Origin of the sequence: Halorubrum sp. DM2 (genome assembly GCF_901686465.1) — an archaeon.
GTDB lineage: Archaea > Halobacteriota > Halobacteria > Halobacteriales > Haloferacaceae > Halorubrum.
The window spans coordinates 333,380-360,363 of record NZ_LR594487.1 but is presented as its reverse complement, the minus strand read 5'-3'; the positions used below and the strand labels follow the sequence as shown (position 1 = coordinate 360,363).

Annotated in this window: 28 protein-coding genes; 16 read left to right on the top strand and 12 right to left on the bottom strand. The window is 69.7% G+C overall.

From position 1 onward, the window contains the following. Positions 1-104: 104 nt before the first annotated feature. The 4 genes from QOL69_RS01860 to QOL69_RS01845 all read right to left on the bottom strand — a co-directional run bounded on the left by QOL69_RS01860 (position 105) and on the right by QOL69_RS01845 (position 3,446). Entirely contained in the window at positions 105-857 is a 753-nt protein-coding gene (locus QOL69_RS01860; protein WP_283401818.1) for a hypothetical protein, read from the bottom strand. Between the two features lie 395 nt (positions 858-1,252). Then, on the bottom strand, positions 1,253-2,164 hold the full coding sequence (locus QOL69_RS01855) for a 1,4-dihydroxy-2-naphthoyl-CoA synthase (RefSeq protein ID WP_283401817.1): 912 nt from the start codon (positions 2,162-2,164) through the stop codon (positions 1,253-1,255). A gap of 166 nt (positions 2,165-2,330) precedes the next feature. Next, the gene (locus QOL69_RS01850) at positions 2,331-2,570 is read right to left on the bottom strand and encodes a hypothetical protein (protein WP_283401816.1); all 240 of its coding nucleotides are present in this window, start codon (positions 2,568-2,570) and stop codon (positions 2,331-2,333) included. 102 nt (positions 2,571-2,672) lie between these two features. Further along, a complete protein-coding gene (locus QOL69_RS01845) occupies positions 2,673-3,446 on the bottom strand; it encodes a GTP cyclohydrolase III (RefSeq protein WP_283401815.1) in 774 nt (257 codons plus the stop codon). A gap of 119 nt (positions 3,447-3,565) precedes the next feature. Between QOL69_RS01845 and QOL69_RS01840 the strand changes: the two genes are divergently transcribed. The 6 genes from QOL69_RS01840 to QOL69_RS01815 all read left to right on the top strand — a co-directional run bounded on the left by QOL69_RS01840 (position 3,566) and on the right by QOL69_RS01815 (position 8,558). Then, positions 3,566-4,345, top strand: a complete 780-nt coding sequence (locus QOL69_RS01840) for an HAD-IIA family hydrolase (RefSeq protein WP_283401814.1) — start codon at positions 3,566-3,568, stop codon at positions 4,343-4,345. Between the two features lie 299 nt (positions 4,346-4,644). After that, positions 4,645-5,979, top strand: a complete 1,335-nt coding sequence (locus QOL69_RS01835) for a DUF92 domain-containing protein (RefSeq protein WP_283401813.1) — start codon at positions 4,645-4,647, stop codon at positions 5,977-5,979. Position 5,980: 1 nt separating this feature from the next. Then, on the top strand, positions 5,981-6,460 hold the full coding sequence (locus tag QOL69_RS01830; RefSeq protein ID WP_283401812.1) for a GNAT family N-acetyltransferase: 480 nt from the start codon (positions 5,981-5,983) through the stop codon (positions 6,458-6,460). 86 nt (positions 6,461-6,546) lie between these two features. Then, the gene (gene hisI, locus QOL69_RS01825; protein WP_283401811.1) at positions 6,547-6,930 is read left to right on the top strand and encodes a phosphoribosyl-AMP cyclohydrolase; all 384 of its coding nucleotides are present in this window, start codon (positions 6,547-6,549) and stop codon (positions 6,928-6,930) included. A 3-nt stretch (positions 6,931-6,933) separates the two neighbouring features. After that, a complete protein-coding gene (locus tag QOL69_RS01820) occupies positions 6,934-8,067 on the top strand; it encodes a DUF7118 family protein (protein ID WP_283401810.1) in 1,134 nt (377 codons plus the stop codon). A gap of 92 nt (positions 8,068-8,159) precedes the next feature. After that, positions 8,160-8,558: a DUF7975 family protein gene (locus tag QOL69_RS01815; protein ID WP_283401809.1), complete on the top strand. Its 399-nt coding sequence runs from the start codon at positions 8,160-8,162 to the stop codon at positions 8,556-8,558. Positions 8,559-8,630: 72 nt separating this feature from the next. On the opposite strand, the gene QOL69_RS01810 is transcribed toward QOL69_RS01815, so the two are convergent. The 3 genes from QOL69_RS01810 to QOL69_RS01800 form a co-directional block, all read right to left on the bottom strand. Next, complete coding sequence (locus QOL69_RS01810) at positions 8,631-8,798, bottom strand: hypothetical protein (RefSeq protein ID WP_195155822.1); 168 nt, start codon at positions 8,796-8,798, stop codon at positions 8,631-8,633. Positions 8,799-8,881: 83 nt separating this feature from the next. Further along, the gene (locus QOL69_RS01805) at positions 8,882-9,433 is read right to left on the bottom strand and encodes a hypothetical protein (RefSeq protein ID WP_283401808.1); all 552 of its coding nucleotides are present in this window, start codon (positions 9,431-9,433) and stop codon (positions 8,882-8,884) included. Between the two features lie 84 nt (positions 9,434-9,517). Then, positions 9,518-9,892, bottom strand: a complete 375-nt coding sequence (locus QOL69_RS01800) for a hypothetical protein (RefSeq protein WP_048078321.1) — start codon at positions 9,890-9,892, stop codon at positions 9,518-9,520. 136 nt (positions 9,893-10,028) lie between these two features. Between QOL69_RS01800 and QOL69_RS01795 the strand changes: the two genes are divergently transcribed. Next, entirely contained in the window at positions 10,029-12,749 is a 2,721-nt protein-coding gene (locus tag QOL69_RS01795) for an AAA domain-containing protein (protein WP_283401807.1), read from the top strand. Positions 12,750-12,787: 38 nt separating this feature from the next. Here the strand turns inward: QOL69_RS01795 and QOL69_RS01790 are convergent, their stop codons facing one another. Further along, positions 12,788-13,504, bottom strand: coding sequence for a DUF47 domain-containing protein (locus QOL69_RS01790; RefSeq protein WP_283401806.1), 717 nt, complete (start codon positions 13,502-13,504; stop codon positions 12,788-12,790). Positions 13,505-13,656: 152 nt separating this feature from the next. Further along, positions 13,657-14,736 carry a phosphoribosylaminoimidazolesuccinocarboxamide synthase gene (locus tag QOL69_RS01785; protein WP_283401805.1) on the bottom strand — a complete coding sequence of 360 codons (1,080 nt, stop codon included), beginning with the start codon at positions 14,734-14,736 and terminating at the stop codon, positions 13,657-13,659. Positions 14,737-14,904: 168 nt separating this feature from the next. Between QOL69_RS01785 and QOL69_RS01780 the strand changes: the two genes are divergently transcribed. Continuing rightward, positions 14,905-15,540, top strand: coding sequence for a tRNA (cytidine(56)-2'-O)-methyltransferase (locus QOL69_RS01780; RefSeq protein WP_283401804.1), 636 nt, complete (start codon positions 14,905-14,907; stop codon positions 15,538-15,540). A 54-nt stretch (positions 15,541-15,594) separates the two neighbouring features. On the opposite strand, the gene QOL69_RS01775 is transcribed toward QOL69_RS01780, so the two are convergent. Beyond that, complete coding sequence (locus tag QOL69_RS01775) at positions 15,595-17,055, bottom strand: ATPase domain-containing protein (RefSeq protein WP_283401803.1); 1,461 nt, start codon at positions 17,053-17,055, stop codon at positions 15,595-15,597. 122 nt (positions 17,056-17,177) lie between these two features. On the opposite strand from QOL69_RS01775, the gene QOL69_RS01770 reads away from it, so the two are divergent. After that, positions 17,178-18,638 (top strand): PAS domain-containing protein, encoded by a 1,461-nt coding sequence (locus QOL69_RS01770; protein ID WP_283401802.1) that lies wholly within the window; start codon positions 17,178-17,180, stop codon positions 18,636-18,638. Positions 18,639-18,704: 66 nt separating this feature from the next. Here QOL69_RS01770 and QOL69_RS01765 read toward each other — a convergent pair whose 3' ends face one another. Beyond that, positions 18,705-19,670, bottom strand: a complete 966-nt coding sequence (locus tag QOL69_RS01765; RefSeq protein WP_283401801.1) for a hypothetical protein — start codon at positions 19,668-19,670, stop codon at positions 18,705-18,707. Positions 19,671-19,820: 150 nt separating this feature from the next. Here QOL69_RS01765 and QOL69_RS01760 point away from each other — a divergent pair, with 150 nt between their 5' ends. The 6 genes from QOL69_RS01760 to QOL69_RS01735 all read left to right on the top strand — a co-directional run bounded on the left by QOL69_RS01760 (position 19,821) and on the right by QOL69_RS01735 (position 25,024). Continuing rightward, the gene (locus QOL69_RS01760) at positions 19,821-20,345 is read left to right on the top strand and encodes a transcription factor TFIIE subunit alpha (RefSeq protein WP_006630446.1); all 525 of its coding nucleotides are present in this window, start codon (positions 19,821-19,823) and stop codon (positions 20,343-20,345) included. Then, positions 20,345-21,037, top strand: a complete 693-nt coding sequence (locus tag QOL69_RS01755; protein WP_283401800.1) for a DUF2110 family protein — start codon at positions 20,345-20,347, stop codon at positions 21,035-21,037. The genes QOL69_RS01760 and QOL69_RS01755 overlap by 1 nt, the downstream gene beginning before the upstream one ends. A 14-nt stretch (positions 21,038-21,051) precedes the next feature. Next, positions 21,052-21,840 (top strand): DUF5803 family protein, encoded by a 789-nt coding sequence (locus QOL69_RS01750; RefSeq protein WP_283401799.1) that lies wholly within the window; start codon positions 21,052-21,054, stop codon positions 21,838-21,840. Between the two features lie 75 nt (positions 21,841-21,915). Next, complete coding sequence (locus QOL69_RS01745) at positions 21,916-22,620, top strand: competence/damage-inducible protein A (RefSeq protein ID WP_283401798.1); 705 nt, start codon at positions 21,916-21,918, stop codon at positions 22,618-22,620. Between the two features lie 605 nt (positions 22,621-23,225). Continuing rightward, positions 23,226-24,347 (top strand): ATP-NAD kinase family protein, encoded by a 1,122-nt coding sequence (locus QOL69_RS01740; RefSeq protein ID WP_283401797.1) that lies wholly within the window; start codon positions 23,226-23,228, stop codon positions 24,345-24,347. An 86-nt stretch (positions 24,348-24,433) separates the two neighbouring features. Continuing rightward, positions 24,434-25,024, top strand: a complete 591-nt coding sequence (locus QOL69_RS01735; protein ID WP_283401796.1) for a maltose acetyltransferase domain-containing protein — start codon at positions 24,434-24,436, stop codon at positions 25,022-25,024. Here QOL69_RS01735 and prs read toward each other — a convergent pair whose 3' ends face one another. After that, positions 25,025-25,885, bottom strand: a complete 861-nt coding sequence (prs, locus tag QOL69_RS01730; RefSeq protein WP_283401795.1) for a ribose-phosphate diphosphokinase — start codon at positions 25,883-25,885, stop codon at positions 25,025-25,027. A gap of 153 nt (positions 25,886-26,038) precedes the next feature. On the opposite strand from prs, the gene QOL69_RS01725 reads away from it, so the two are divergent. Then, positions 26,039-26,695, top strand: a complete 657-nt coding sequence (locus QOL69_RS01725; RefSeq protein WP_283401794.1) for an HVO_0476 family zinc finger protein — start codon at positions 26,039-26,041, stop codon at positions 26,693-26,695. Positions 26,696-26,984 lie beyond the last annotated feature (289 nt).

The following is a 26,984-nucleotide window of genomic DNA, read 5'->3' as shown; positions in this document are numbered from 1 at the left end:
ACTACATGGACGCGTCACCAGTCGTGATTGATACTCACTATGACGCCGCCTCGAAAAGAAGGAAGATGAATTGGCGTCGAGAATACGTTGAAGAAATTTAAGGACTACAAGAAGTCGTCAAATTCAGTCTGACTCGACTGTTCTGGTTCCTTCTCGTCGGCTCCTGACGGTAACTGCTCAGAGACAAATTGTTCGTCATATGGAAGGTCATCATATGGATTGAAATCATCGGGAGAGTCAGTAGCAACTACCAAGAATGTCGGAATCCCTCCGCCATCATCACTTGACTGACCTCCGTCTGTTATCGCTTGCCTATCGGTTGCTGAGTATTGGTCTGGTCGGCTCAGATAATCTAGATTTTCGTACACCCATCTATCGCCTATGTAACCTTCAAACAGCATTTCATAGAAGTCACCAACCTTGTAACTTGGACAGGCCTGATTTAGCGTATACTTGTCCTGTCCGTGGACGAACTTATTCTGATTCAGTCCACTTACTGCTGAGGCAGGATAGTGTCGGAATGTAGCAGACGAAAATATACAAACGAATGAGTCAGGGGAACAGTCTAACATTTTTTCACTGTCCTCTCTCAGTCCGCTAGGATCCTTATTATTATAACTAGTTGACTCTTTCTGCTTTGCTTGTACCAAAATTCCACCCCCGTAAGAGTACGATGACATATCCAATTTGAAAACCACAGCAAAATCTGCGCCAAATTTCGACTCAGAGTAAGGGTAGCGTCGTGGAAGAGTGATAGTCCGGGGAATTAGAGTTGGCGAAACAAAAGAATCGATACGCCTGACCTGTGATTCTAACTCTTGGGTGAATCGGGCTGATATGTCCTCCTCATCTGCCATCAATTGATAATCATCCTGAATTTGATTCCGAGCGCCCTCTGTACACTCTGTGAGATATTCTGTCAAGTCATTGAATGCGCCAATCATTGAGTGATACTCATTTGATGAAACAACTAAGTGTTATCCAAAGTCCTGCGTCATACTCATCAGTTTAAATACCATATAGAATACTATTATTAGATGGGCATTCGAGGACGCTGACGGATTGCTGACCCTGTTAGCCCCACTATCCGTGATGCTCGGGCTGTTGTTGTTCGTAAACAACATCGATAATCCCAGTTTCGACGAGATCAAGGCGCTGAATCCACCCCTTATACGTCCGAGACGTTTTGCGGTCGCTCGATTTGACCACCGTTCAATACGGCGTTATTGTGTGGTCGATTAGCTACACGATATTAGTAGTGCCAGGGGTACTCCCGGAACTCCGGCTCGCGGCCCTCTAAGAACGCGTCGCGGCCCTCGGCGGCTTCGTCGGTCATGTACGCCAGCCGCGTCGCCTCGCCGGCGAACACCTGCTGGCCGACCATGCCGTCGTCGGCCATGTTGAACGCGTACTTCAGCATTCGCATCGCGGTCGGGGACTTCCGCGTCATCTCGTCGGCCCACTCCAAGGCCACCTCCTCCAGCTCCTCGTGCGGAATCACCTCGTTGACCATGCCCATGTCCGCCGCCTCCTCGGCCGAGTAGGTCTTCCCGCGGAAGAACACCTCGCGGGCCTTCTTCTGGCCGATCTGTTTCGCGAGGTACGCGGAGCCGAACCCGCCGTCGAAGGAGGCCACGTCCGGGTCGGTCTGGAGGAACTTCGCGTGTTCCTCGCTCGCGAGCGTCATGTCGCAGATCACGTGGAGCGAGTGGCCGCCGCCGACCGCCCAGCCCGGGACGACCGCGACGACGGGCTTGGGCATGAAGCGGATCAGCCGCTGGACTTCGAGGATGTGGAGCCGCCCCGCCCGCGCGTCGCGGACGAGGTCGTCGTCGTCGTCGGCCGCCTCGTCGTCGTCGCGGTACTCGTAGCCGGAGCCGCCGCGGACCGACTGGTCGCCGCCGGCGCAGAACGCCCAGCCGCCGTCCTTCTCCGAGGGGCCGTTGCCGGTGAGGAGGACGCAGCCGATGTCGGCCTGCTTGCGGGCATGGTCGAGGGCGGCGTACAACTCGTCGACCGTGCCCGGCCGGAAGGCGTTGCGGACCGCGGGGCGGTCGAAGGCGATCCGGACCGCGGGGACGTCGACGGCGCGATGATAGGTGATGTCGTCGAACTCGTCGGTGACGGACTCCCACGCGTCGGGATCGAAGATCTCCGAGACCATACAGGGACGTACGCCCGGGCCGCCCATAAACGCCGCCGGATCGGGAGAACGGAGGGAACTGCCGAGTCAGGAGCGCGATCTCTCGCGACGCCGCGCGACGACGACCGGGAGCCGAGACCAGCGGCGGGGGCGGACGCCGGGGGCGCGGTCCGGCTGTCGGGACGTGTCAGTCGTCCTGCGCGTGCGCACCCTTCGGATGCCCCTTGTGCTGGAGGTTCCGATTGTCGCGCTTCCGCGTCGCGGTCGCGGGGATGATCTCGCGGGCGGGGTCGATCTCCGACCGCGGCATCCCGGTGTAGCCGTGGTCCGGGTGCTCGGAGCAGTGCGCCATCGCGTCGTGTGATCCCTCCCACGGGCCTTCGTCACAGCCGTCCGCCGTACAGACGAACGCTATCTCCTCTGACATGCTAACCGAGGGTTCCCGACCGGTGTATAAAAATCCCGCACCAAAATTATCAGATCTGATTTTGACGGGGCGGGCGACGCCGGCCCGCCGCGCGTCCGGCGATCAGTCGCCGGCGGCGGGCGCGCCGAACAGTTCGACGCTCGTCCCGGCGTGGCGGCAGTCTTCGAGCGCGTGCTTGGCCGCGAAGCCGGCCTCGTGTGCGGAGGCCCCCCGGCCGACCCCGACCTGAAGCTCGATGTCGACGTCGTCTTGGACGTGGTCGACCGCCGCCGAGAACGCCGGCTCGGGGAGGTCAGGGCAGACCGCCACGACGTTGTCTCCGCCGACGAAAAAGGAGAGGGCACCGTGCGCCTCGCGGAGGTGGCGCATCAGCGAGCCGTACGCCCGTTCGATGTTGATGAACGTGTCGAACTCGTTGAGTCGGTCGGTGTACTTCCCGGTCGCGTTGACCACGTCGAAGTGCGCGACCTGGAGGTCCGACCGATTCGTCTCGGAGAGGTACTCTCCGGCGAGCACCTCGGTGCGACTCTCGTCTTGGGCGCTGCCCGCGGTCTGAAGCCGCCGGTTCGCGGCTTCCAGCGCGTCGACGGGACGTTCGGCGACGGCGGTCCCGAGGCTGACGCTGACCGGGTAGCGGTTGCCGATCGACTCCTGAAGGCTCGCGTGGGCCGCGCCGTCAACCCCGTTCGTCACCGCGATCATGTTGTCGAATCTGGTGAAGAAGACGTAGGCGTCGCGGTGGCCGAGGAACTGGGCGATGTCGGCGAAGAGGCGCGACTGGAGCGTCTGGAGGTCCATCTCGCGGCGCGGCTCCGGCGTCGTCGTCCACGGACCGTAGTTGTCGATCTGGACGAGGGTCACCTGGGTCGTCGTCACAGTGGACGCCGATACGGAACGCTGCCGCTTTACCCTTCCGTTATCTCGAAGGTGGTACCGGTATCGAGTTCGTGATCTGCGGGCGCAACCCCTACGGCCGTGGCGCGCGCACTCCCGGCATGGAATTCAGCGGTGCCGTCCTCGACGTCGACGGTACGGTCGTGCGCGGCGACGAGCCGATCCCGGGCGCTCCCGCGGGGTACCGGCGGCTCCGCGGGGCCGGGATCGAGACGCTGTTCGTCTCGAACAACCCGACGAAGGCACCGCCCGCGTACGTCGACCGGCTCGGGGCGGCGGGGTACGATGTCGACGCCGACCGCGTCTTCACCGCGGGCAGCGTGACGACGCGGTACCTCGGGAGACACCACGCCGACGACGACCTGCTCTGTATCGCCGACCCGGGGCTCCTCGACCAGTTCGCGGCGGCGGGACTGTCGACGACCGACGACGTCGACGCCGCCGACGCGCTGGTCGCCTCGATCGACCGCGAGTTCGACTACGAGGATCTCTGTACCGCGCTGTGGGCCTTGGAGCGCGACATCCCCTTCATCGGCACCGACCCGGACGTGGTGATCCCGGCCCCCGAGCGCGACGTGCCGGGGTCGGGGGCCGTGATCAACGCGATCGCCGGGGTCGCCGAACGCGATCCAGACGCCGTCCTCGGCAAGCCGTCGGACACCGCGATCGAGATGGTCCGCGAGCGGCTCCCGTACCCGCCCGAGGAGTGTCTCGTCGTGGGGGACCGACTCGACACGGACATCGCGCTCGGCGAGCGCGCCGGGATGACGAGCGTCCTCGTCCGCTCCGGCGTCACCGACGCCGACGACCTCGCGGCCTCCGAAGTCTCACCGGACTACGTCCTCGACCACCTCGGCGAGATCGACCGCGTCATCGGGTGACGCTCGGCCCTGTGGGGCCCATCACCTCCACCGCGTGGAAAACAGTTATATACGAGCGAGTGTATCGCTCGCATATGAGAGTGGTTGACTCACACGAGGACCGGCCCGGGGACGACGAGGAGGATCCGGAGGAGTCCGTCCGCGTCTTGGAGGGACACGCGGTTCAGTTCAACGAGTATCGGTACTGACGGCGTCCTCCCGGCGGAATTCGTCTGCTGTTGTTGCGGTGATTCCCATCTGCGATCGACCGCCCGACGGCTGTCGGGACCGTTAAGTGGTCGTCGCGGGTAGCCGGAGGTGTGATACGGAGGGTCCGACGCGAGAGTGTCTTCGCCGCGGTGGCCGCCCTCGCGGCCCTCGCGCCGGCGCTCGGCGACGCCGCCGCGGTGCCCTTCCTCGCCGTCGCCGGGGCCGCCTTCTTCGGCGTCCGCGACGGCGAGTTGTTCGAGACGCTCGCCCTGCCGGGCGACCGCGAGGAAGAACGCCTCTACGGGTTCGTCTCCTTCGCGCTCGCCGGTGCGGGGCTCGCCCTGTTCGCGTCGCTCCCGCGCGCGCCCTTGCCGTACGAGGCGTTCGCGGCCGCGACGCTCGCGGTCGCCGCCGGCCGCTTTGGTCGGACCCTCGTCTCCCGCGAGACGACCGACGAGTTCACCCTCGTCGCCGGCTACGTCGCCGCCGGGACGGCCGCCGCCCTCGCCGGACAGGTCGCGGTCCGCCTCCAGATCGGGGCTCCGGTCGACGGCGCGACGCTCCCCCTCCTGACGTTCCTCGCGGCGGCGGCCGCGCTGACGGCCGCGCTCGTCCGCTCGCTGGTGTTCTCGCGGGACGCCCACATCACCAGCGTCCTCGTCGCGTTCGTGACGTGGGGCTTTCTCGCCCTGAAGCCGACCGTCGACGTGCCCCTCATCGTCGTCGGCCTCGCCGTGACCGGCGCGCTCGGCTACGTCTCCTTCGCCATCGGTACCGCCTCGGTGGCCGGGATGCTCACGGGCGTCGTCTCGGCGCTGCTCGCGGTCGTCCTCGGCGGCGTCGGCTGGTTCCTCACGCTCATGTCGTTTTACGCGATCGGCGGGCTGGCCTCGAAGTACCGGTTCGACGAGAAGGCGGACCGGGGGGTCGCACAGGAGAACGAGGGCGCGCGCGGCACCGGCAACGTGCTGGCGAACTCCGCGGTCGCGCTCGCGGCGGTCGTCGGCTACGCGGCCGCCCCGCACCTCGCGGTCCCGGCCGCCCCGCTCGGCTTCGCGTTCGCCGGCGCGACCGCGACCGCCATGGCCGACACCCTCTCGTCGGAGATCGGCGGTCTCTTCGACGGGCCGCGGCTGGTGACGACGCTCCGGCGCGTCGAGCCCGGCACCGACGGCGCGATCACCTGGCAGGGCGAGCTGGCGGGCCTCTCCGGCGCACTGCTCGTCGGCGCGCTCGCCGCCGGCGGAACCCCCCTCTTCGATCCGGTCGTCCCCGGCGGCGTCGCCGCCGGCGGAGCCGTCGTCGCCGCGGGCGTCGCCGGGATGACGGTCGACAGCCTCCTCGGGGCCCTGATCGAGGGCGACCGGGTCGGCAACCAGGCCGTGAACTTCCTCGCGACGCTCGCCGGCGGGACCGTCGCCGTCGCGCTCTGGGCGGTGGTGTGAGATGACGGGCGGCGATGTCCCCGGTTCAGGGCGGGAGGACGCCGACGAGCACGGCGACCCGGACCCCCGAGTCCGCCCCGGCCGCCCCGCCGACGCCGACCGGATCCGTGAGCTCCAGTCGCACCTCCGCCAGCCGAGTCCGGACCTCCTGGAGTACGGGCTCGCGGTGGGGGCCGCCCGCGTGAGCGTCGCGGACGGCCGCGTCGTCGGCTACCTGCTCCCGGTCGACGGGGCGAACCGGCGCGGGGTCCACGTCACGGAACTCGTCGTCGCGCCCGCGTTCAGGCGCGAGGGGCGGGGGCGCGCGCTGCTCCGCGCGGCGGTCGCCGACGCCGACGGCCCGGTGACGCTCCAGGCCCACCCCGACAACGACGGCGCGCTCGCGCTGTACGAGTCGCTCGGCTTCGAGGTCGTCGAGCGGCGGCCGGGCGCGTACGCCGACGGCGACGCGCTCGTCTTGCGGCGCGATCCGGACGAGTAGCGGTCCGGGAGGTCCGGTCCCGTTCACCCGACTGCGCGGCCGCCGCAGGCACAAGGACTATTCGAGCGCCACGCCTCCGGACAGCCATGAGTGACGCCGACGCGGAGACCGGGTCGATCGACGTCGACTTCGGCGAGGACGGGCTGGTGCCGGCGGTCGCACAGGACGCCGACTCCGGCGAGGTGCTAATGGTAGCCTACGTCTCGCTCGAGGCCCTGAAGCGCACCCGCGAGACCGGCGAGGCCCACTACTACTCCCGCTCCCGCGAGGAGCTGTGGCACAAGGGGGGCACCTCGGGACACACCCAGTCGGTCCGGGAGGTCAGGGTCGACTGCGACGCCGACACGCTGCTGTACCTCGTCGAGCAGGAGGGCGGTGCCTGCCACACCGGCCACCGCTCGTGTTTCCACCGGACGATAGACGGGGAGAACGTCGGGGAGCGCGTCTTCGACCCCGACGAGGTGTACTGACCGATGGCGGACGACCCCGTCGCCGAGGCGGGCGAGGCGGCCGCGCGACTCCGCGAGCGCTACGACGAACTCCGGCGGATCGAGTCGCGGATCGACGGGTACGGCCGCGACCGCGTCGAGGCCGCCGCGGACGCCTACCGCCGCGCCCACAGGATCCTCGACCGGTACGAGGAGGACGCGGTCGGCTCCGGCGACTTCGAGTCGTACGTCCGGTTTCGCGGCGAGTTCGGCGACGCGGTCGACGTCGACGAGGACCTGCCCGCGAGCGACGGCTTCGAGGCGGCCGACGGGGCGGTGGACAAGCGTCGGCTCTCCGAGTCCGACTTCGCGGCCGCCCGCGAGGCGCTGGAGCCGGCGGGGGAGTTCGTCGATCTCTTAGAGGCGTACGACGACGCGGTCGACGACTACCGGGCGGCCCGGAAGGCGGCCCGCGAGGCCCGCAAGCGCCTCGAATCGCGGCTCGACGAGCTCCGCGAGGTCGCCGAGATGGCCGACGCCGACCTCGACGCCGATCTCGACCGCCTCCGCGATCCGATCGAAGCGTACGACGAGTCGGTCCGGGAGGCGTTCCGGGAGTTCTTCAAGTCGGCGTCCGCCCGGGAGGTGTTCGAGTTCCTCGACCGCGCCGACGGGACGCCGTTCGTCGACGTCGACGTGCCGCCGACGGACCTCGCGGAGTACGTCGAGACGCACGCGGCCGGCGAGGAGCCGCCGGCGACCCTGTTGGAGTACGCCGATTACACGAACTCCAAGTTGGAGCACTACGTCGACGACCCGGGGGCGCTCCGCACCGCGGTCGCGGTCCACCGGACGTACCTCGAACGGCTCGACGGCGGGCCGCTGACGCTCGACTGGCCCCCGAAGCCGGGCGACGAACTCGCCTACGAGATCGACGAGCTGGTCCCGCTCGTCGGGCGGATCGCGGACGACGACACGGTCGCGACGCTGCGCTCGGTCCGCGAACTCGCGCGGAGCGACGGGTACGAGCGGCTCCGCCGCGCGGCCGAGGTGCGCGACGCGCTCGACGACCCGGATCTGTCCCTGATCGAGCGCGGCGAGGCGGCCGACCGAGTCGAGACGGCCGCGGAGACGCGCTCGCTCGTCGACGACGTGCTGGCGGAGACGGAGCGGGAGTGAGGCGGGCGAGACGCCGCCGGCCGGGCCGGACTGGCGTAGCCGCGCCGGCGCGGAGTGCGGATTTTTAAGCCCCGTCGCGGCCGAGCGGAGGTATGACCCGATTCGACGCCGCGACCGAGGACGAGCGGCTGAAGCTGTTCGCCGACGCCGCGGCCGCGCACCGCGCGCGCTCCGGCGACGTGATGACCGTCGACGTCGACCCCGACAGCGACGACACCGAGGGCGGCGAAGTGCCGCCGTGGATCCAGCTCGCGGGCACGGAGCTGATACTGGACTGTACCGACGACGAGCTCGAACGGCTGAAGGACCTGCTCTCGGAGTTCCCCGAGTTCCGGATCGACGAGCTGGTCAGTCCGGAGGAGGCCGAGGGAACCAACGCCGTCGTCACCGCGCGGTCGGACGCGAACCGCGTCGCGGGGTTCATCGAGCGCGCTTTCCGCGAGGTGTACGAGCTCGACGAGGCGTACAAGGCGTGGGTGACGGCGATCTGAGGCGGGGCTCGGTCGGTCCGTCGGACGCCGCGGTCCGTCGGGCGGACCGGGGCCGCCGTCGCCGGTCGGCGGTTACTTCGCGAAGTAGCTCGTGAAGAATCCCGAGAGGAACGAGCTGATCGCGACCGCGACGAGAAGGTCCGTCGTGTCGTGTTCCCCGTCGGAGGCCGTGAACCAGGTGACTGCGACGCCGATGCCGAGCGATATCACGCCGTTCGCGGTGTCTTCTTTGAGACCCATGCGCCACGTTGGCGTCGGAGCGACAAAACCGATGTGGCGGGCCCGACCGCGCCCGGGCCACGGGGCGCAGGGTTCGTCGCGGCTCAGTGGAACCCGCGGTCGACGTCGTCCTCGTCGATCAGGTCGTCGAGTTCCGACGTGAGCAGCTCCTCGGCGTCCTCGAAGGTGTCCGACAGCTCGTCGAGCTCGTCGGGCCGCCCGTCGAACTCGTACTCCATCGGGCCGAAGGCGGGCGACTCGACCGCCTCCATCACGTCCTCGAAGAGGTGGTCGGGGTCGGTCGGCGCTTCGGCGTGGACCCGCAGCGTCTCCGTGAGCCGCGTCGCCATCTCCTCGGCGTGGTCCTCGTCTTCGGGGGCCGACCGGACCGCGAACCGCCCGTCGCTCTCGGCGTCCGGGAGGAGCGGGTCGAGTTCGTCGTCGACCTTGCGGGCGACGCGCGTCCCGACGCCGCGGAGGTCGCGGGGGTTCTTCGCGTACGTCTTCAGATGGTAGAGACCGACGCTCGGGTGGCCGAAGTAGAGGTCCTCGCCGAGGTCGCCGCGGCGGGAGCCGGCGACGGCACGCCAGCCGTCGGGGTCGGTCGAGTCGCTCGCGACGTCCGCGAGGATGTCGTCCCAGTCTCGTACGCGCATGTCGGCCGTAGGTAGCGGCGGCGACCGCATGAGCGTGTCGGTGCCGGCGGACCGACCGATCGATCCGACGAGCGTCCGACCGCCTCAGTCGTCGGCCGCGCGGTGCTCCGCGAGGAACAGCGACGACGCCGTCAGGAGCACCCCGACGCTGAACGCGCCGTTCACTAGTCCGATAACGGGATACGTGCCGCCGTCGAGTACCCACACGACGCCGAGCGCGATGACGTGAACGATACCGACGAGGTACAGCGCCGGGTTCCAGAACCGGGTGAAAAAGAGGCCGACGCCGAACGCGAAGCTCCCGGCGACCGCGAGGAACTGGGGCATGCCGGTCAGCGCCCAGACGTAGTAGTTGATCCCGGCGACGCCGACCGAACACAGCAGACCAAACCAGTAGCGCGCGCCCCACGATCGCACCTCGTCGGCGCGGAACACCGACCCGGATCCGGCGTCTGTCATGCGTCACCCACTCGGGGTATCGACAAAACCGTTGCGTCGGGGTGAGTCGAGGCCGATCGCCGGTCGGAGGCCGGGGTCCGCCGCCAGCGACCCCGGCCACCGACAGCGTTTTTCGCGGCGGCCGCCGAGCGGGAGCGTGAACGTTCGGGGGCCGATCGTCTCCGTCGGGGAGGCGCGGACGGTGTCGACGTCGTACGGCGAGCGCGACCTCCGCGAGGTGCGGGTCCGGCCCGACCGCGGCGCGGGCGACCCGGTCGACGTGACGCTGTGGGGGAAGTGGACAGAGACGGCCGAACACGCCGAGACAGGGATGGAACTGCTCGTCACGGAAGCCGAGGAGGACGAGTACCGCGGCGAGGTCGGGTACGCGACGACCGACGGATCGTGGGTCGTCCTCGAACCCGACTTCCTCGTCGACGTGACCGGGATCCGGTCGTGGGTACAGTGCCCGCGGATGTACTACCTGAACAAGCTCTCCGGGATCCCGCTCAACTACCCCGTCGTCAAGGGAACCATCGTCCACGAGGTGTTCGGCGACCTGCTGCGCGGGATGGAACTGGAGGCGTCCGTCACCGACCGCGTCGACGAGGCCGGGCTGGAGCTCGGACTGTTAGGCTACGAGCGCGAGGAGGTCGAAGACGAGGTGCGCCGAAACGCCGCCGCCGTCGAGGGGTGGCTCGCGCAGGGGACGCTCTCCGACGAGGACACGTGGCGCTCGGAGTTCACCCTCATCTCGCCCACGTTCGGCCTGAAGGGGCGGGCGGACGCGCTCCGCCGCGGTACCCCCGTCGAACTGAAGACGGGCAAGAACACCAAACGGGAGCCGCGGTTCCACGACAAGGTCCAGGCCGCCTGCTACGCCCTAATGTTAGACGAGCGCGGCGTCGACCCGGACATCGGTACGCTGCTGTACACCAAAAACACCGCCTTAGACCGCAACGAGGAGTCGGGCGACCTCGCGCCGGCCAAGGAGTTCACCGTCGGCCGCGGCTTCCTGGAGTTCGTCGTCCGCGAGCGCAACGCCCTCGCCGCGATGGAGTGGCGCGCGCTCAACGACCCCGGCGAGCGCCCGACCGTGCCGACGGGGTACGAGGCGGACGCGACGTGTAGCTACTGCTTCGAACAGGACGCCTGTATGGTCGTCTCCGGCCGCCTCGATCAGGAGTCGAAGGCGGGCCAGATCGGGACGCCGGTCCCGGACGCGGAGCGCGACTACTTCGACCGATTCTACACCGCGATCGAGGAGGAACGCCGCGAGAGCCACGCCGAGTACCGGAAGCTGTGGGAGCAGACGCCCGAGGAGCGCGCAGCGGACGACCGCGCGCTGATCGACCTAGAGCCGGCGGGGCAGACGGAGATCGACGACGCCCGTTGGGAGCTTCGCGCCCGGAAGCCGGGCGACGCCGTCTCGAAGCTCCGCGAGGGCGACGTGGCGCTCGCCAGCGACGGCGACCCCGTCTCGGGCCACGCCGAACTCGGCCGGATCGTCGAACTCGGGGGCGACGAGGTCGTCGTCGAGGCGGACGAGCCGGTCGAACTGCGCCGCCTCGACGTCTACCCCTCCGAGATATCGGTCGACCGCTCGCTCACCGCGCTCCACGACGCGGTCCTGAAGGGCGACCCCGACCGCAAGGACGTGCTGTTCGGCCGGCGCGAGCCGGCGTTCCGCGATCCGGCCGACCGGCCGGCGGGGAGTCCGGGGAGCGGCAATCCGGACGCGCCGGACGCCTACATCGACAACAACGTCGCCCAGAACGAGGCGGTCGAACTCGCGGTCGACGCCGAGGACTGCGCGCTGATCCACGGGCCGCCGGGGACCGGGAAGACGTACACCATCGCCCGGACGATCCGCGCGCTCGTCGCGGAGGGGAACCGGGTGCTGCTGTCGGCGTTCACGAACCGCGCGGTCGACAACGCCCTCGAAGCCCTCCGCGATCAGGGGTTCGACGACGTACTCAGGGTCGGCACCGAGACCGGCGTCCGCGACGACATGCGCGACGTGCGGCTCGTCCAGCGCGGCGACCCGAACGCGAAGGCCGCCGAACTGCGGGACGCGCCGGTCGTGGCCGCCACCACCGCGGCCTGCGGCTCCCGGGTCATGCGCGAGTGCGAGTTCGACGTGGCGCTCGTCGACGAGGCCTCACAGCTCACGGAGCCGGGGACCCACGCCGCGATCAATCTCGCGGACCGGTTCGTGCTCGTCGGCGACCACGAGCAGCTCCCGCCCGTCGTCCGCGCGGAAAACGACCTCCGCACCTCCCTGTTCCAACGGCTCATTGAGGAGTACCCGGACGCGAGCGTGATGCTCGACCGCCAGTACCGGATGAGCCAGCGGATCCAGGCGTTCGCCTCCGCGGAGTTCTACGACGGCGCGCTCCGCCCCGCCACCCCCGAGGTGGCCGGGCAGACGCTCGCGGATCTGGGCGTCAACCCCGCCGCGCTCGCGCCGGATCTGACCGGCGGCGTGGGGTTCGTCGACCCCGACGGCGAGCGCGACGGTAACCGGAACGTCCGCGAGGCCGAGCGGGTCGCCGCGATCGTCGACGCCTACGTCGCCGCGGGCGTCGATCCCGACGACATCGGCGTCATCGCGCCCTTCCGCGCGCAGGTCGCGGAGATCGGTCGCCGGACGTCGGTGACGGTCGACACCGTCGACCGCTTCCAGGGCTCCTCGAAGGAGGTGATCGTCGTCTCGCTGGTGGCGACCGGCGACCTCGACGGCCCCATCTTCGAGGACCACCGCCGCGTGAACGTGGCGCTCACGCGGGCGAAAAAGCAGTTGACGGTCGTCGGCGACGCCGACGCGCTCGGCTCCGACCCCTTCTACGCGCGGCTGCTGGAGTGGGCTCGGCGGTGACCCGGCGGTGACGCGACGGTGAGGCGGAGCCGAGGCGTTCAGTTCTCGTCCGCGTCGGACGCCGGCTCGGTCACGATCCCCGGTTCCTTGCTCGCGATCACGACGATCCGGTCGGTGAGATCCTCGACCGCGTTGGCGAGTTCGTCAAGCAGGATCGCGAGCTCGCGGTAGACGAGGGGCTGGTCGACCGTCTCGTCGGCGAACGCGGTCTCGATCGCGTCGTTACGGAGGTCGTCGCACTCGCTTTCCAGCTCGCGGATCGCCTCGATCCCCTCGGTCAGCGTCTCCGTGGCGTCGGCGCGCGCCAACCCCCTGACGAACCCCTCGACCACGTCGCCGAGGACCGCGACCATCTCGGCGATCCGGTCGGCCATCTCGCGCATGTCGTCGAAGGAGTCGACGCCCGCGTCGGGGCGCATCATCGCCACCTCCTCCGCGATCCGTTCGGTGTGGTTCGCGACCACGTCCAACTCGTTGTAGAAGTCGAGCAGGGCGGACTCGTTGAAGTTGATCCGGGTGTTTAAGAGTCCGATGTCGTCCGGGCCCGCGTCCGTGATGAGCGTCCTGAGCTCGCGGACGAGGTCGTCGCACTCGCTCTCGACGGCGGCTATCTCGTCGACCGTGTCGCGGTACGGCCCGTCCGTCGCGTACTCGTCGAGGACCCGCGGCAGGAGGACGACGCAGTCGTCGATCCGGTCGAGGTACGTCGCGGTCTGCGCCTCCAGCCGCTCCCCGAAATCGGCCTCGGTGGACATGCCTCGATCCACGCGCGTCGCCGGTAAAGAGGTTCCCTCGCGTCCGATCGATGGTGAGGGTCGGGGGCGCTCTCCGGTGACCTCCGGCGATCCCTAACGATCTCCGCGGACCCCCGGCGACTTCCGACGATCCCCAGCGAGCCCCGACGACGCTACAGGCCGTCGACCGCGTCGAGCGCGGTCTCGATATCGGGGGCGTCGAACCAGTCGCGGTCGGTGTACGCGTTCGTGCCGGCCGCGTACAGGTCGGAAACCGCGTCGACGACCGCCGAGGGGAGGGGAACGGGGTCCGGCTCGCAGAGCTCGCGCCAGTCGTCGGTGTCGCGGTCGGCGACCGCCGCCTTCGCCTCCTTCACGGCCGCGACCCAGTCGGGGTCGTTCGCCTTGTACCACTGGCGGACGACCTCCTTCGAGATCCCCCGGCCGCCGTAGGAGAACCGGTTCTCGTCGAAGGTGCCGACCACGTCGGCGACCCGGAGCTCGCCGTCGGCGTAGAGACACTCGATCTTCCCGTCCTCGTGGACGAACCCGGCCGCCTCGGCGCGCTCGGTGACGACGCGGTTCACGTCGCGCGCGAGGGATTCGAGCGCATCGACGTCGGCCGCGCCCGCTATCTCGTCCGCCTCCGCCCGGGTGAGGTAGCGGTCCTGCTGTTCGTACTTCGTCGAGAACTCCACGACCGGCTCGGGGAGGTCGACCGGCCCGTCCGGCCACTCGCCGGGGTCGACGCCGAGGTCGTCGAGACCGAACTCGGCGGGGGTCGCGCGACGCCGCAGGCTGGACCCGACCGGGACCCGGTTGCGGAAGACGACCTCCAGCGGGACGAGGTAGTTGTCGCCGCCCGCGGCGTGGAAGGCGTCGTAGTCGTAGCCCGCGTGGGGACCCTCGTACGGCAGGTCGGGGACCTGCGTCAGGTCGAGGGCCATCTCGGTCGGCGGGGCGGTCGCCTCGCCGAGGGGGACGGCCGTCGGCGCGTCGCCATCACCGTCGCCGCCGTCGGCGGTCTCCACCGGGTCGGTGACGCCCCGGTAATGGGTCGGGACCCCCTCGCGTTCCAGCAGTTCGAAGTTGAACGCGCCCATCGCACAGAGGCTCGCCCCCTTGTTCGGGATCGCGTCGGGCATCTGCCCCCAGTCGAACACGGAGTAGGCGTCCGTGAAGACGAACCGCCCCCGACCGAGTCCGTCGGCGGTCGCCGGCTCGTCGACGCGGAACTCCTTGACGCTCGTCATGGCTCACACCGCGACCGCCTCCCACATGAAACTTCCAGTTACGTGGTCACCTTGGGATACTCATATCCAATTCGATCCATAGACGCGGATCGAAATGGGTGCGGCGGCGGTCGTCGACCGCGCGGTCGCATCGAAAGCGACACCCCGATCGGTCTCCCATCGGGTGGCATGAATGACGCGCGCGAGGTCGTCGTCCTCCGCTACGGCCACCGGCCGGGACGCGACGACCGCATGACGACGCACGTGGGACTCACGGCGCGGGCGCTCGGCGCGGACCGGGTGATCTTCCCCGACAACGCCGGCCAATCGGCGGAGACCGTCCGCGACATCACCGACCGGTTCGGCGGCCCGTTCGCCGTGGAACTGCGCGACGACCAGAAGGCGATCGTCAGGGAGTTCGACGGGGTCATCGTCCACCTCACGATGTACGGCGAGCGCGTTCAGGACGTGGAAGGGGAGATCCGCGAGGCGACCGGTCTCGCGGACGACGGCGAAGTGGGGAGCGCCGCGACCGCTGGCGGATCGCCGCCCTCGCCCCGCGACGTCCTCGTCGTCGTCGGCGGCGAGAAGGTGCCGTGGGCGCTGTACGAGCGCGCCGACTTCAACGTGGGCGTGACGAACCAGCCGCACTCCGAGGTCGCCGGGCTGGCAGTGTTCCTCGACCGGCTGTTCGACGGGACCGAACTGGACCGCGAGTGGGCGGACGCCGACCGTCGGGTCGTCCCCGAGGCGACCGGGAAGACCGTGGTCGACGCCGAGGAGGCGGCCGGCAGCGACGATTCCGGATCCGAAGACCGCGACTGACCCGACGGCTCGCCTTAGTGACCGGGATTCGGTCCTCCGTCCGCGGTTCGGTCCTCAGTCCGGGTCTCGGTCCACCGCCTCCGGCGCACCGCTCAGGATACCGCTGAGCTGCGACATCGGCTCGCCGACCTCGATCCCTCGGTCGGTGATCCGAAACTCGCGGATCGTCCGCTCGAAGTCGCTCGTCCGCTTTTTCAACACGCCGATCGCCTTCCGGAGCTCGCCTTCCACCTCGATGTGCCGCAGGAAGATGATGTTGTCCGCGAGGTAGCTCATGTTCTCCATCGTCGCCTGGAACTCCCCCGTGATGTTGCGCGTCTCGTCGACGAAGATCGTCGTCACCCCCATGTTCTTGAGGTACCGGCCGAGCGCGTGTATCTGCTGGAGCATCGTCCCGTCGGTCCCGCGGAGCGTCAGCCGGTAGCCGGCGATGCCGTCGACCATCACGATCTTCGCGTCCCTCGCTTCGACCTCCTCGCGGACCATCCGCGCGAACTCCTGTGGCGACCGCTCTAACGCCTCCACCTCGGTCACCTGGAGGGTCCCCTGTTCGATCATCTCGTCGACGGGGACGCCGATCGCCCGCGATCGGGAGAGGAACGTCTCCTCGCTCTCCTCGAACAGGTAGATGACGGAGCGCTCGCCGCGCTTGGCCGCCTCCCGCATGAACTGCGTGGAGAGGGTGGTCTTGCCCGCGCCCGTCGGTCCGCTCACGATGCTGACGGTCCCCCGCTCGATCCCGCCGTTGAGCAGCGCGTCGACCTCGTCGACGCCCGAGGAGATCTGCTCGAAGTCGAACTCGACCGCGTGTTCGCCGGGCTGTAAGGCGGGATAGACCTCGACGCCCGCGTCGGTGACCCGGTAGGCGTGTTCCCCTCCCTGCGTCGACGACCCGCGGAACTTCGGGACGGCAATCGTCTTGCCGTACCCCGCCGTGTCCAGTCGGATCGTGCCGTCGGTGACAAACTCGAGGTCGTCCGTCGGCAGCGACTCGGTGTCCTGAACCGTGAACAGCACCGTCGCGTCACGGTCTTTCAGGAAGCGCATGAAGCCGACGACCTGCTTGCGGAACTGGTAGTCGTCGGACATGAGAAACCGGAGCTGCGTCAGCGGGTCGACGACGACCCTGTCCGGGTCGACCGCGGTCACGCCCTCGACGATCCGCTCCGTGATCGGCTCGCGTTCGACCTCCTCGGGGGCGAACACCTCGTACGACTGGTCTTCCGTGAACACGTCCGCGCCGGGACTCAGATCGAGGAACTCGATCGCGTCGGTGTCGAATCCCAGCGCCTCGGCGTTCGCCTTCAGGTCGCTCAGGTCCTCTTCGAGGTTGATGAACAGGACCGTCTCGCCGCGCTCGACCCCGGCGGCGAGGAAGTGGAGGCTGAGGATCGTCTTCCCGCTCCCCGCCTGCCCGCGGATCATGTAGCTTCGCTCTCGAATGAGTCCCCCGGACAGGATCTCGTCGAGCCCAGGGATACCGGTCGAGAGTCGGTCGGATAGCGACGGTGCCATGTTTTCTCTGTGCGCGACGACCGACATAAGCGTGGGTGACGGTCACCCCGCGTCGAGAGTGCCGGTCGCGGACCCGAATTTTCCGTACCTCTTAGTGGATGTGGGTCGTCGTTCGAAGGGAGATGGGGCCGAACTCGGGAGAGCGCGTCGGAGCGTCCGGGCCCGCAACGTCGCCCGAGCCCGACGACGACGCCCGCGTGCTGCTGTTCGTCGAACGGCGGCGCGACCGCGAACTGCTCGTCGACGCCCTCGGCGACCGGTACGCGGTCGACGCCGCCAGCGAGGCGGCGGCGCTCGACGAGCGGTTCGACTGCTGTGTCCTCGACGAGGCCGGGTTCGACCGCGTCCGCGAGCGCATCGAGCCGCGGCGGGAACGCGCCGATCCGGCGTTCCTCCCGTTTGCGCTGCTGGCGAGCGGAGACACCGGATCGGCGGCGAAAGAGCGCGCGTGGGACCGCGTCGACGACGTGATCGAGCTGCCGACGAGCCGCCGGGGGCTCGTCTCGCGGATCGAGAACCTGATAGAGCGCCGGTCGACCTCGGTCCAACTTTCCGAGACCGTCGACGAGCTGCGGCTCAAGGAGCGGGCGATGGACGAGTCGCCGGTCGGTATCACCCTCGCGGCGGCGACCGAAGGGGACGACAACCCGCTCGTCTACCTCAACGGCGGGTTCGAGGAGATGACCGGCTACGGCGAGGAGAAGCTCGGCGAGGACTGTCGGTTCCTCCAAGGGGAGGACACGACCGCGGAGCCGCGGGCGGCGATCCGCGAGGCGATAGCCGAGAAGCGCCCCGTCGCCGTCGACATCCTCAACTACCGGGCGAACGGGCAGAAGTTCTGGAACCGGGTGACGATATCGCCGATCCGTGACGACGAGGGGACCGTCACCCACTTCGTCGGCTTCCAGACCGACATCACCGACCGAAAGATCCGTGAGCGCCGCTTGGAGGTGATGACGCGGGTGCTCAAACACAACCTGCGGAACAAAATGAACCTGATCGAGGGGTACGCCGACCTCCTGCGCGGCGAGATCGACGACGAGTCGGCACGCGAGTCGCTCGCGGTGATCTCCGAGACCGCAGAGGATCTGATGGGTATCGCGTCGGCCGTGCGGAAGGTCAACGAGACGCTCGACGAGAGCGAGTCAGACGTCCCGATCGACCTCGCCGAGCAGCTGGTCGAGCTGCGGGACCGGACGCAGCGCCGCTACCCGGACGCGACGGTGACGCTGTCGCTGCCCGACGGCGACCCGATCCACGTGACGGTCGTCGGGCTGACGGTCGCGGTCGAGGAGGCGATCGAGAACGCGGTGAAACACAACGACGCGGCGAGCCCTTCCGTCCACGTGCGGGTCGAGCGCCGCTCGGACGGGTGGGTCGTCGTCGAGATCGCGGACGACGGCCCGGGGATCCCGGACCACGAGATGCAGGTGCTGGAGGTGGGCGAGACGTCGCTGACCCACGCCGACCGGCTCGGGATCTGGCTGATGTACTGGGTCGTGGGGAAGGCGGGCGGCGAGTTCGACGTCGAGACCGGCGGGGACGGGACGACCGTTCGGATGGAAGTTCCGGCGCACCCCTGATCCGGGGGCGGCTGCCACGCGGGAACCGAGACGATCGGGAGCTACAGCGCCCGCTTCGACTGAACCCTACAGCACCCGCTTCGACCGGAGCCGCGCGAGCCGGGTGCGCGCCTCCTGACGGCTCGTTCCCCGCACGCGACCCGTCTCGGCGTCGGCCATCGAGACGAGCGAGAGGCGGTCCAAAAGCGGGGGCCAGTCGCCCGCGCCCGCGGCGTCGCTGGCGAACGCGACCGCGTTCCCGAGCCCCTCGCGCTCCTCGGTCCCGGCCCGGGCGACGAGCGCGTCCGCGGCGCTGCGCCCGCCGGCGACGGAGAGCCGGTCGCCGACCGTCGCGGGGAGCCACGCCGGAAGGAGCGCCAGCCAGAGCAGGGCCCCGGCGGCCACGTAGGCCCACGACGGGACGCGCTCGCGGTCCGGCTCGTACCCGTGGATCCGGTTGACGCGCCGGTCGGCGGCGGTGCGGTCGCCGCGGCGGCCCACGAGCAGCGTCGCGAGCAGGGCCGCGGTCTCGACGGCGGCCAGCGCCGGGAGCGTCGCGGTCGTGAGCAGCGCCTGCCGGGTCCGGAGCCTGATCAGGGCGTGACGCAGCGCGGCGTCGCGGTCGGCCTCGGGAAGCCCGAGCAGCCGCGTCGAGACCACCAGCCGGGAGCCGCGGTAGCCGTCCGCGACGGCGACGTTCGCGGCGTCGGCGCGGACCGCGGTCACCTCGGGGGCGTCGACGCCGACGTCGGCCGCGAGCCGCTCGACGCGGTCGGCGACGAACTCGGCGCGGCGGTCGTCGAGGTCGGCGTCGGGGAGCCGCGCGATCCGTCGGTCGACGAGGACCGGTCCGAGGAGCGCGGCGGCGACGGGCCCGACGACGGCGGCCGCGAGCAGCCCGCCGGGCGCGCCGACCGGGAAGACTCCGAGTCCGCCCGGGCCGAGCAGCGCGGCGAGCGGAACGAGCGGCACCCCCGCCAACACGACCGGGACCGCGAGGAGCGCGACGGCACCGAGCACACGACGCCCGCCGCCGTCGACCGAGTCGGTCATACCAGCGAGTGTGAGCCACGGCGCGTAAAGCTCTGCCGGACCCAGCGGTCGATCGCCGGCGGTCCGGGACGGCGATCTTTTCCGGGGACAGATCGATCGTGACCGCGCCTTTCGGAGCTTTTAACCGGGTTCCGCCACCAGATTCCTGTAATGGCTTTTGAGGATCTACTGAACGACCCCGTCATCCAGAAGTACCTCCACGAGCTGGTGGGGCCGACGGGGATGCCGGTCGCGGCCGCGCCGCCCGACGGTGAGGTCACCGACGAGGAGCTGGCCGAGGAGCTGGGATTAGAGCTCAACGACGTGCGGCGCGCGCTGTTCATCCTGTACGAGAACGACCTGGCGACGTACCGCCGCGTCCGCGACGAGGACTCCGGGTGGCTCACGTACCTGTGGACGTTCCACTACGACAACATCCCGGAGAACCTCCAAGAGGAGATGTACCGGCTGCTCGACGCCTTAGAGGAGCGCGAGGAGTACGAGCGCACCCACGAGTTCTACCTCTGTGAGGTGTGTTCCATCCGCTTCGAGTTCGGCGAGGCGATGGACTTCGGCTTCGAGTGCCCCGAGTGCGGCTCGCCGCTCGACGCGATGGACAACGACCGGCTCCGCGATGCGATGGACGAGCGGATCGGGAAGCTCCGCGACGAGCTCAACGTGGACGTGACCGGCTGATGGTCGTCCTCGCAACCAAGTGCTACGTCGAGGGCGACGCCCGCGACCGCGCGCTCGACGGCATGAACTCGCTCGTCGCCAACGACGTCGGCGAGCTCGACGTCGACTGGCAGGTCGGCGTCCGCGACGACGGCTTCGTTCAGGTGGACGTGACCGGTGAGGACGCGCCGGTCGCGCGTAACGTCCTCGCGGAGACGTGGGGCGAGATCGTCGCCCACGACGGGGGACTGGAGTCGGGCGAGACGTACGTCGGCACCCTCGAATCGTGGGACGACGACGGGTTCACTCTCGACGCCGGCACGGAGGTCTTCGTCGCAGCCGACGAACTCGGCCTCGGCGTCGGCTCGCCGCAGCAGGTCGTCGAGCGGTTCGGGCTCGTCCAGCACCTCCCGATGCGGTTCGTCTACGGCGACCCCGGCGACCCGGACGCGGAGCCGTCCCGGCTCGCCGACCCCGAGCGCGACCGCCTGTACGACTGGCAGCGCGGCGACGGGCGGGTGAACGTCAACTCCGCGACCCGCGGCGAGACGCGGGCGACGGTGAACCGCGCGGGCCACGCCCAGGACATCGTCACCGTCGAGCGGCTGGGCCTGTTGGAACAGAGCATCGTCTGCGCGGAGGGGACCGACCCGCCGGGGCTGCTCGCGGCGATCGGCTCGTACCTCCCGGCCGAGATGCGCTGTGTCGTCTGAGGTGAGCTGAACACGTGAACCGACGCTTCGCGCTCGCGATCGCGGCGGTCACCCTCCTCGCGGTCAGCGCCGGCTGTCTCGGCTACGCGACGGGCGGCGGCGAGGTGACGAACGAGACGCTCGACGCCGAGCCGCCCCGCGAGTACGACTTCGACACGGACCGGGACGCCGCGTTCACCCTCTCGACCGACTCGACGTACACCGCCGTGTACGCGGTCGGCGACCGCGAGGAGCTGCGGCTGTTCCGGCAGACCCCGTACTCCGGCGACGAGCCGATGCCGTTCGAGGCGCTGCGGTATCAGTACCCCGACGGCGAGGTGGTAAACGGGAGCGAGTTCCGCGCTCGCGGCGGCGAGGTCGAGCGGACGACCGACGAGACGTGGATCCGCTTCGCCGACGACATGGCGGGCGGCAGGCTCGCGTTCTCCGGCGAGGGATCGCCGCGCCGGTTCACCATGCGCGCCTACGTCGAGGGGTCGTACGCCGTGACGCTCCCGCCGGGCTTCAGCACGGACGCTCCGATCGTCGGCCACGTGTCGCCGCGCGACCACGCGGTCGAGACGGTCGGCGACCGCGACCGGATCGTCTGGGACGAGGTGACGGGCGGGTCGGTCGTCGTCCAGTCGTACCGCGAGGGCGACCTACTGGTGTTCGGTGTCATCCTCGTCATCGCGGTGATCGCCGCGATCGCGGGGGTGCTCTACTTCCGGCGGCAGCTGGAGGCGCTCCGGGAGCAGCGACGCGACCTCGGACTGGGCGTCAACGAGGGCGACGAGGGCGACGAGGACGACGGCTGGCTCTGACGGACCCGGCCGCACCGGAGCCGACCCGCACGCCCGCGCCGCGGTCCTTTTCTACCGCGCGCCGCTTGAGACGGTATGAACGCCGCCGTCGTCACCGTCGGGGACGAGCTCCTCGTCGGCGACACCGAGAACACGAACGCGACCTGGCTCTGCGACCGCCTCGACGCCCGGGGCGTCAGCGTCCGACGCGTGACGGTCGTCCCGGACGAGGTCGCCGAGATCGCGAGAGTAGTCAACGAGTACCACGCAGAGTACGACGCCGTGGTCGTCACCGGCGGGCTCGGACCGACGCACGACGACGTGACGATGGAAGCGGTCGCGGCCGCGTTCGGGCGCGGCGTCGAGGAGAACGAGGAGGCGGCGGCGTGGCTCGCCGAACGGGGGTACAGCGGCGGCGACCTCGCGGCGGAGACGACCCACCTCCCCGTCGACTGCCGACCGCTCCCGAACGAGGCCGGGGTGGCTCCCGGTGCCGTCGTCGAGTCCGTCTACGTCCTCCCGGGCGTCCCGAGCGAGATGAAGGCGATGTTCGAGTCGGTCGAAGGCGAGTTTTCCGGGACGCGGACGCACGTCGCCACCGTCGACGTCGACGAACCCGAGAGCGAGCTGCTCGACCGGGTCGCGGAACTGCGCGAGCGGTTCGACGTGCGCGTCGGCTCGTATCCCGGGGCGGTCGTGACCGTGAAGATCACGGGCGAGAGCGAGGCGGAGGTCGAGCGCGCGGCCGCGTGGGTCCGCGACCACGCGGACGCGGTGGAGGGGGAGTCGGCGGCGGAATAAGCGGAGCCAGTCGACAATAGAACGGGCTGAGCGCTCGTGGGAGACGGGGGGTTACGATAGAGAAGAGCGCGGTTGCGGCGGAGAAAAGCGCGGTTTAGCGGTACAGGTACGCGACCCACACGACGACGAGGGCGAGGCTCGCGAGCAGGACCGCGGCCGCGGTCCCGGCGATCGGCAGCGGCTCCGTCACGGCGGCTTCGAGGATCATGGGCCGAGATTGTTCTGGCGGTGTCTTAAGCATTGATTTTCGGGCGGGGCGAACGCTGGCGGACGGGCGACTGGCGGCGCGCGACCGCGGTTCGGTCCCGCGGGCAGGAGGGGGTGAGATCGCGACGCCGCGTCCCGCCGGTCCGAAACGGAACTGGGCGGCATGGGCGTGTGGCAGCTCCCACGGAAGGGATCCAGTCCCGGTGAGACGAGCAGTTCGCACGCCGATGGCGGGCTCACTCCATCGGCGTTTCGTCCGAGGGGCGGGCACCGGTTGGTTCCCGTGTCCGGGTGTTGGGGGGTTTTATCAGTTGATCCGGCGGGCCGTCGACGCGCGACGCCGCCCCGCTCCGGTCCGACGCGTCTCGCTTAAGGGGCCGGCGCGGTGACCCTCTGGCATGCACGTGGGGATCGCGGTGAACCCGGTCGCCGGGATGGGCGGCCGCGTCGGGCTGAAGGGGACCGACGGGAAGGTGGCCGAGGCGGTGGAGCGCGGCGCGGAGCCGCGGGCCCCGAACCGGGCGAAACGGACGCTCGACCGACTGGCCGCCGTCGCCCCCGAGACGCGCGTCTCCGTCGCCGCCGATCCGATGGGCGAGTCGATCGCCCGCGAGGCCGGCTTCGAACCGGTCCGCGTCGTCGACCCGTTCGACGGCGCGACGCCGGAACCGACGGAGACGACCGCGGCCCACACGGCTGCGGTCGTGCGCGCGTTCGCCGGGATCGACGGCACTGGGGACGGTACGGCGGAGAGCGACCCCGTCGACCTCGTCCTGTTCGTCGGGGGCGACGGGACCGCCGCGGACGTCGCGGGGGCGCTGGAAGGGACCGACGTGCCGATGCTCGGCGTCCCCGCGGGCGTGAAGGTGTACTCGTCGGTGTTCGCGGTGTCGCCGGAGGACGCCGCCGAGGTCGCGGCGTCGTTCTCCCGGACCGAGCGCCGCGAGGTGATGGACATCGACGAGGACGCCTACCGCGAGGGGGAGGTTCACCCGGAGCTGCGGGGGGTCGCGCACGTCCCCGTCGCGGACGACCTCCAGTCGTCGAAACAGACCGCGAGCGGGACCGTCGAGTCGCTGGCGGAGGGCGTCGCCGCCGACGTCCGCGAGCGCGACGGCGAGGGCGTCACCTTCGTCCTCGGCCCGGGATCGACCGTCGGGGCGATCAAGGACGAACTCGGCTTCGAGCCGTCGCCGATCGGCGTCGACGTGTGGCGCGACAGCGAGGTGATCGCCCGCGACGCGACGGAGGCCGAGATACTCGACGCGCTCGGCGAGGAGAACGTCATCGTCGTCTCGCCCATCGGCGGGCAGGGGTTCGTCTTCGGCCGCGGCAACCCCCAGATCTCGCCGGCAGTGATCCGACGTTGTGAGCTCCGGATCGTCGCCTCCCGGGCGAAGCTCGACGACGTGCGCGCGCTCCGCGTCGACACCGACGACCCCGAACTCGACGCCGACCTCGCGGGGTGGGTCCGGGTCCGGGTCGGGAAGTTCGAGACGCGGATGATGAAGATCGTCTGAGGGACCGCCTCCCGACCGCCGCCCGCCGTCGCGGTCGCCTCCCCCGAGACGGACAGCCCTTTGTCGCTCGCCGCGCCGCGAGGCGTATGGGACGAGAGAAGGAGCGCATGCTCGCCGGCGAGGCGTACGACCCGACGGACCCGGAGCTCGCCGCCGACCGCCGACGGGCGAGCGACCGCTGCCGCCGGTACAACGCCACCGCCGCGACCGAGGTCGACCGGCGCGAGCGGCTCCTCTCGGAGCTGTTCGGCGAGGTCCGCGGCGACGCGGTCGTCGAGCCGCCGTTCCGCTGCGACTACGGGTACAACGTCGGCGTCGGCGACGGGTTCTTCGCGAACTACGGCTGCGTGTTCCTGGACGCCGCGCCGATCGCGTTCGGAGAGAACTGCCTGCTCGGCCCGGGCGTCCACGTCTACACGCCGACGCACCCGATCGACCCCGACGAGCGAGCGACGGGCGAGGAGTTCGGCGAGCCGGTGACGGTCGGCGACGACGTCTGGGTCGGCGGGCGAGCGGTGATCACGCCCGGCGTCGAGGTCGGCGACGGGGCGGTCGTCGCGGCCGGAGCGGTCGTCGTCGACGACGTGCCGGCGCGCACGGTGGTCAGCGGGAATCCGGCGGAGGAGATACGGCGGGTCGGCGGGGCGGAGACGGACTCGTCGGGGACGACCGACTGATCAGGCCGCGTCCAGCGCGTCGGCCACGACGGGCGCGACGCTGACGACGCTACAGCCGCGCTCGACGGTGTCGGTGCCGACGATCCGGTCGACACCGGCGGCGCGGAGCTTCGTCACCGCGTTGGCCGCGAGGACCGGGTGGACGCAGGCGGTGAGGACCCGCGCGGCACCGCGGTCGGTGAGGACGGCGACCGACTCGCTCATCGTCGACCCGGTCGCAATGATGTCGTCAACGACGACCACGTCGCGGTCGGCGACGGCGGCGTCGGAGGGGGACACCTCGATCTCGCCCGTCTCGCGGTCGCGGTGCTTCTCAAAGTAGTCCGTCACGCCGGCCCCGTAGGCGTCGCGGACGGTGGCGGCCACGTCGACGGCCCCCTCGTCGGGCGCGAGGAAGAGCGGGTCGGCGAGGTCGGTCGGGAGCGGACCGGCGAGGACGCCCGCGGCGTCGACCGTCTCGACGGGAACGTCGAAGAAGTCGGCGACGGTCGCCTCGTGGGGGTTGACGAGGCGGACGCGGTCGGTGCCGGTCGAGATGGCCTTCGCCATCGCGCGGGCAGAGACCGGTTCGCCGTCGCCGAACGACGCGTCCTGTCGCGCGTAGCCCATGTAGGGGATCACGGTCGTCACGTCGGCCGCGCCCGCCTCGCGGACGGCGTCCTGTAGCTGGAGCAGTTCGACCCACGCCTCGTCGGAGTCGGTAGCGGCGACGATCACGGCCTCGTCGCCGTCGAAGTCGGGCACCGCGGCGAGCCCCTCCCCGTCCGGGAACCGGTCGTAGGTGGGCGTCGCGAGCGCCCGGCCCGTCTCCTCGGCGAGCGCGGCCGCGAGCAGCTGCGAGCTGGACCCGGGTACGATCATGGGCGTGGGTTTTCCGGACTCCGGTAAACCAGTTTCCTTACCGCTCGGGCGCGTCACGCTCTCCGCGGCGGCGCGACCGCGCGCCACGCGAGCGCGGCCCACACCGGCACCACAGGGGCGGATATTTACGCCCGCGGCGGGTACGGCGGCGTAATGAGCGATATCGAGTCCGGAGACCGCGTCGGTCTCCCCTGTCCCTCGTGTTCCCCCTCTGAGCCGACCGTTCACGAGGTCCTGCGACCCGGCGGGCAGGCCACCGTTCGCTGTACCGAGTGCGACCACACGCACAAGACCGAAATCCCCGAAGCGGAGACCGTCTCCGTGACGATCGTCGTCTCGCAGGACGGCGACTCGTTCACGACGCGGATGGACGTCCCAGCCGACGGCGACGTCGCCGCGGGCGAGGAGTTCGTCGTCGACACCGACGACGCGCTGATGCAGGTGCGGATCACGGACATCGAACTCGGTCCCGAGGAGCGCGTGGAGGAGGCGGATATCACCGACGTGGAGACGCTGTGGACCCGCGCGGTCGACAACGTCGCGGTCCCCGTCACGCTCCACCCGAAGGACGGCGACGCCGACCAGACGCGCTCGCTGCGCGTGAACGTCCCCGGCGACTACGAGTTCGTCGTCGACGAGACGGTCGAGTTCGGCGAGGAGCAATTCACCGTCGAGGGGCTTCAGATCCGCGAGGACGCCCCCGAGTACCGCCACGAGAAGCTCGACCACCCCGGCGACCTCGCCTACGCGAAGGACCTCAAGCGGGTGTACGCCCGCGACGAGAGCCTCACCGCGTGGTCGGCCTGGTAGGGCCGAACCCCCCCTCCGGTGACCGAACGCTCTGACGGTGGCGGGCCGGGCCGCCGTGACTCCCCTCCCCGCGGCGATCCTCACACCAACATAAACAATTATGAAGGATACGCCCATGGAGTGAGACGTGCCGCCCGTAGTACACGACTGACGCACGCTCGACGGCGGGGACGACGGCCGGTCCCGGCGGTCCGAGTACGCGCGAGGCGACGGAGACCGAACCGGCGACCGACCAATCGGGTCCATCGACGAACTCGACCGACGACGACGCGACCGACGACCTGCCGAC

What these genes read in the sequence shown, in the direction of transcription:
- QOL69_RS01860 (WP_283401818.1), bottom strand. Translation starts at nt 857, where the DNA reads ATGGCAGATGAGGAGGACATATCAGCCCGATTCACCCAAGAGTTAGAA.
- QOL69_RS01855 (WP_283401817.1), bottom strand. Translation starts at nt 2,164, where the DNA reads ATGGTCTCGGAGATCTTCGATCCCGACGCGTGGGAGTCCGTCACCGAC.
- QOL69_RS01850 (WP_283401816.1), bottom strand. Translation starts at nt 2,570, where the DNA reads ATGTCAGAGGAGATAGCGTTCGTCTGTACGGCGGACGGCTGTGACGAA.
- QOL69_RS01840 (WP_283401814.1), top strand. Translation starts at nt 3,566, where the DNA reads ATGGAATTCAGCGGTGCCGTCCTCGACGTCGACGGTACGGTCGTGCGC.
- QOL69_RS01830 (WP_283401812.1), top strand. Translation starts at nt 5,981, where the DNA reads ATGACGGGCGGCGATGTCCCCGGTTCAGGGCGGGAGGACGCCGACGAG.
- hisI (WP_283401811.1), top strand. Translation starts at nt 6,547, where the DNA reads ATGAGTGACGCCGACGCGGAGACCGGGTCGATCGACGTCGACTTCGGC.
- QOL69_RS01820 (WP_283401810.1), top strand. Translation starts at nt 6,934, where the DNA reads ATGGCGGACGACCCCGTCGCCGAGGCGGGCGAGGCGGCCGCGCGACTC.
- QOL69_RS01815 (WP_283401809.1), top strand. Translation starts at nt 8,160, where the DNA reads ATGACCCGATTCGACGCCGCGACCGAGGACGAGCGGCTGAAGCTGTTC.
- QOL69_RS01810 (WP_195155822.1), bottom strand. Translation starts at nt 8,798, where the DNA reads ATGGGTCTCAAAGAAGACACCGCGAACGGCGTGATATCGCTCGGCATC.
- QOL69_RS01805 (WP_283401808.1), bottom strand. Translation starts at nt 9,433, where the DNA reads ATGCGCGTACGAGACTGGGACGACATCCTCGCGGACGTCGCGAGCGAC.
- QOL69_RS01800 (WP_048078321.1), bottom strand. Translation starts at nt 9,892, where the DNA reads ATGACAGACGCCGGATCCGGGTCGGTGTTCCGCGCCGACGAGGTGCGA.
- QOL69_RS01790 (WP_283401806.1), bottom strand. Translation starts at nt 13,504, where the DNA reads ATGTCCACCGAGGCCGATTTCGGGGAGCGGCTGGAGGCGCAGACCGCG.
- QOL69_RS01785 (WP_283401805.1), bottom strand. Translation starts at nt 14,736, where the DNA reads ATGACGAGCGTCAAGGAGTTCCGCGTCGACGAGCCGGCGACCGCCGAC.
- QOL69_RS01780 (WP_283401804.1), top strand. Translation starts at nt 14,905, where the DNA reads ATGAATGACGCGCGCGAGGTCGTCGTCCTCCGCTACGGCCACCGGCCG.
- QOL69_RS01775 (WP_283401803.1), bottom strand. Translation starts at nt 17,055, where the DNA reads ATGGCACCGTCGCTATCCGACCGACTCTCGACCGGTATCCCTGGGCTC.
- QOL69_RS01770 (WP_283401802.1), top strand. Translation starts at nt 17,178, where the DNA reads ATGGGGCCGAACTCGGGAGAGCGCGTCGGAGCGTCCGGGCCCGCAACG.
- QOL69_RS01765 (WP_283401801.1), bottom strand. Translation starts at nt 19,670, where the DNA reads ATGACCGACTCGGTCGACGGCGGCGGGCGTCGTGTGCTCGGTGCCGTC.
- QOL69_RS01760 (WP_006630446.1), top strand. Translation starts at nt 19,821, where the DNA reads ATGGCTTTTGAGGATCTACTGAACGACCCCGTCATCCAGAAGTACCTC.
- QOL69_RS01755 (WP_283401800.1), top strand. Translation starts at nt 20,345, where the DNA reads ATGGTCGTCCTCGCAACCAAGTGCTACGTCGAGGGCGACGCCCGCGAC.
- QOL69_RS01745 (WP_283401798.1), top strand. Translation starts at nt 21,916, where the DNA reads ATGAACGCCGCCGTCGTCACCGTCGGGGACGAGCTCCTCGTCGGCGAC.
- QOL69_RS01740 (WP_283401797.1), top strand. Translation starts at nt 23,226, where the DNA reads ATGCACGTGGGGATCGCGGTGAACCCGGTCGCCGGGATGGGCGGCCGC.
- QOL69_RS01735 (WP_283401796.1), top strand. Translation starts at nt 24,434, where the DNA reads ATGGGACGAGAGAAGGAGCGCATGCTCGCCGGCGAGGCGTACGACCCG.
- prs (WP_283401795.1), bottom strand. Translation starts at nt 25,885, where the DNA reads ATGATCGTACCCGGGTCCAGCTCGCAGCTGCTCGCGGCCGCGCTCGCC.
- QOL69_RS01725 (WP_283401794.1), top strand. Translation starts at nt 26,039, where the DNA reads ATGAGCGATATCGAGTCCGGAGACCGCGTCGGTCTCCCCTGTCCCTCG.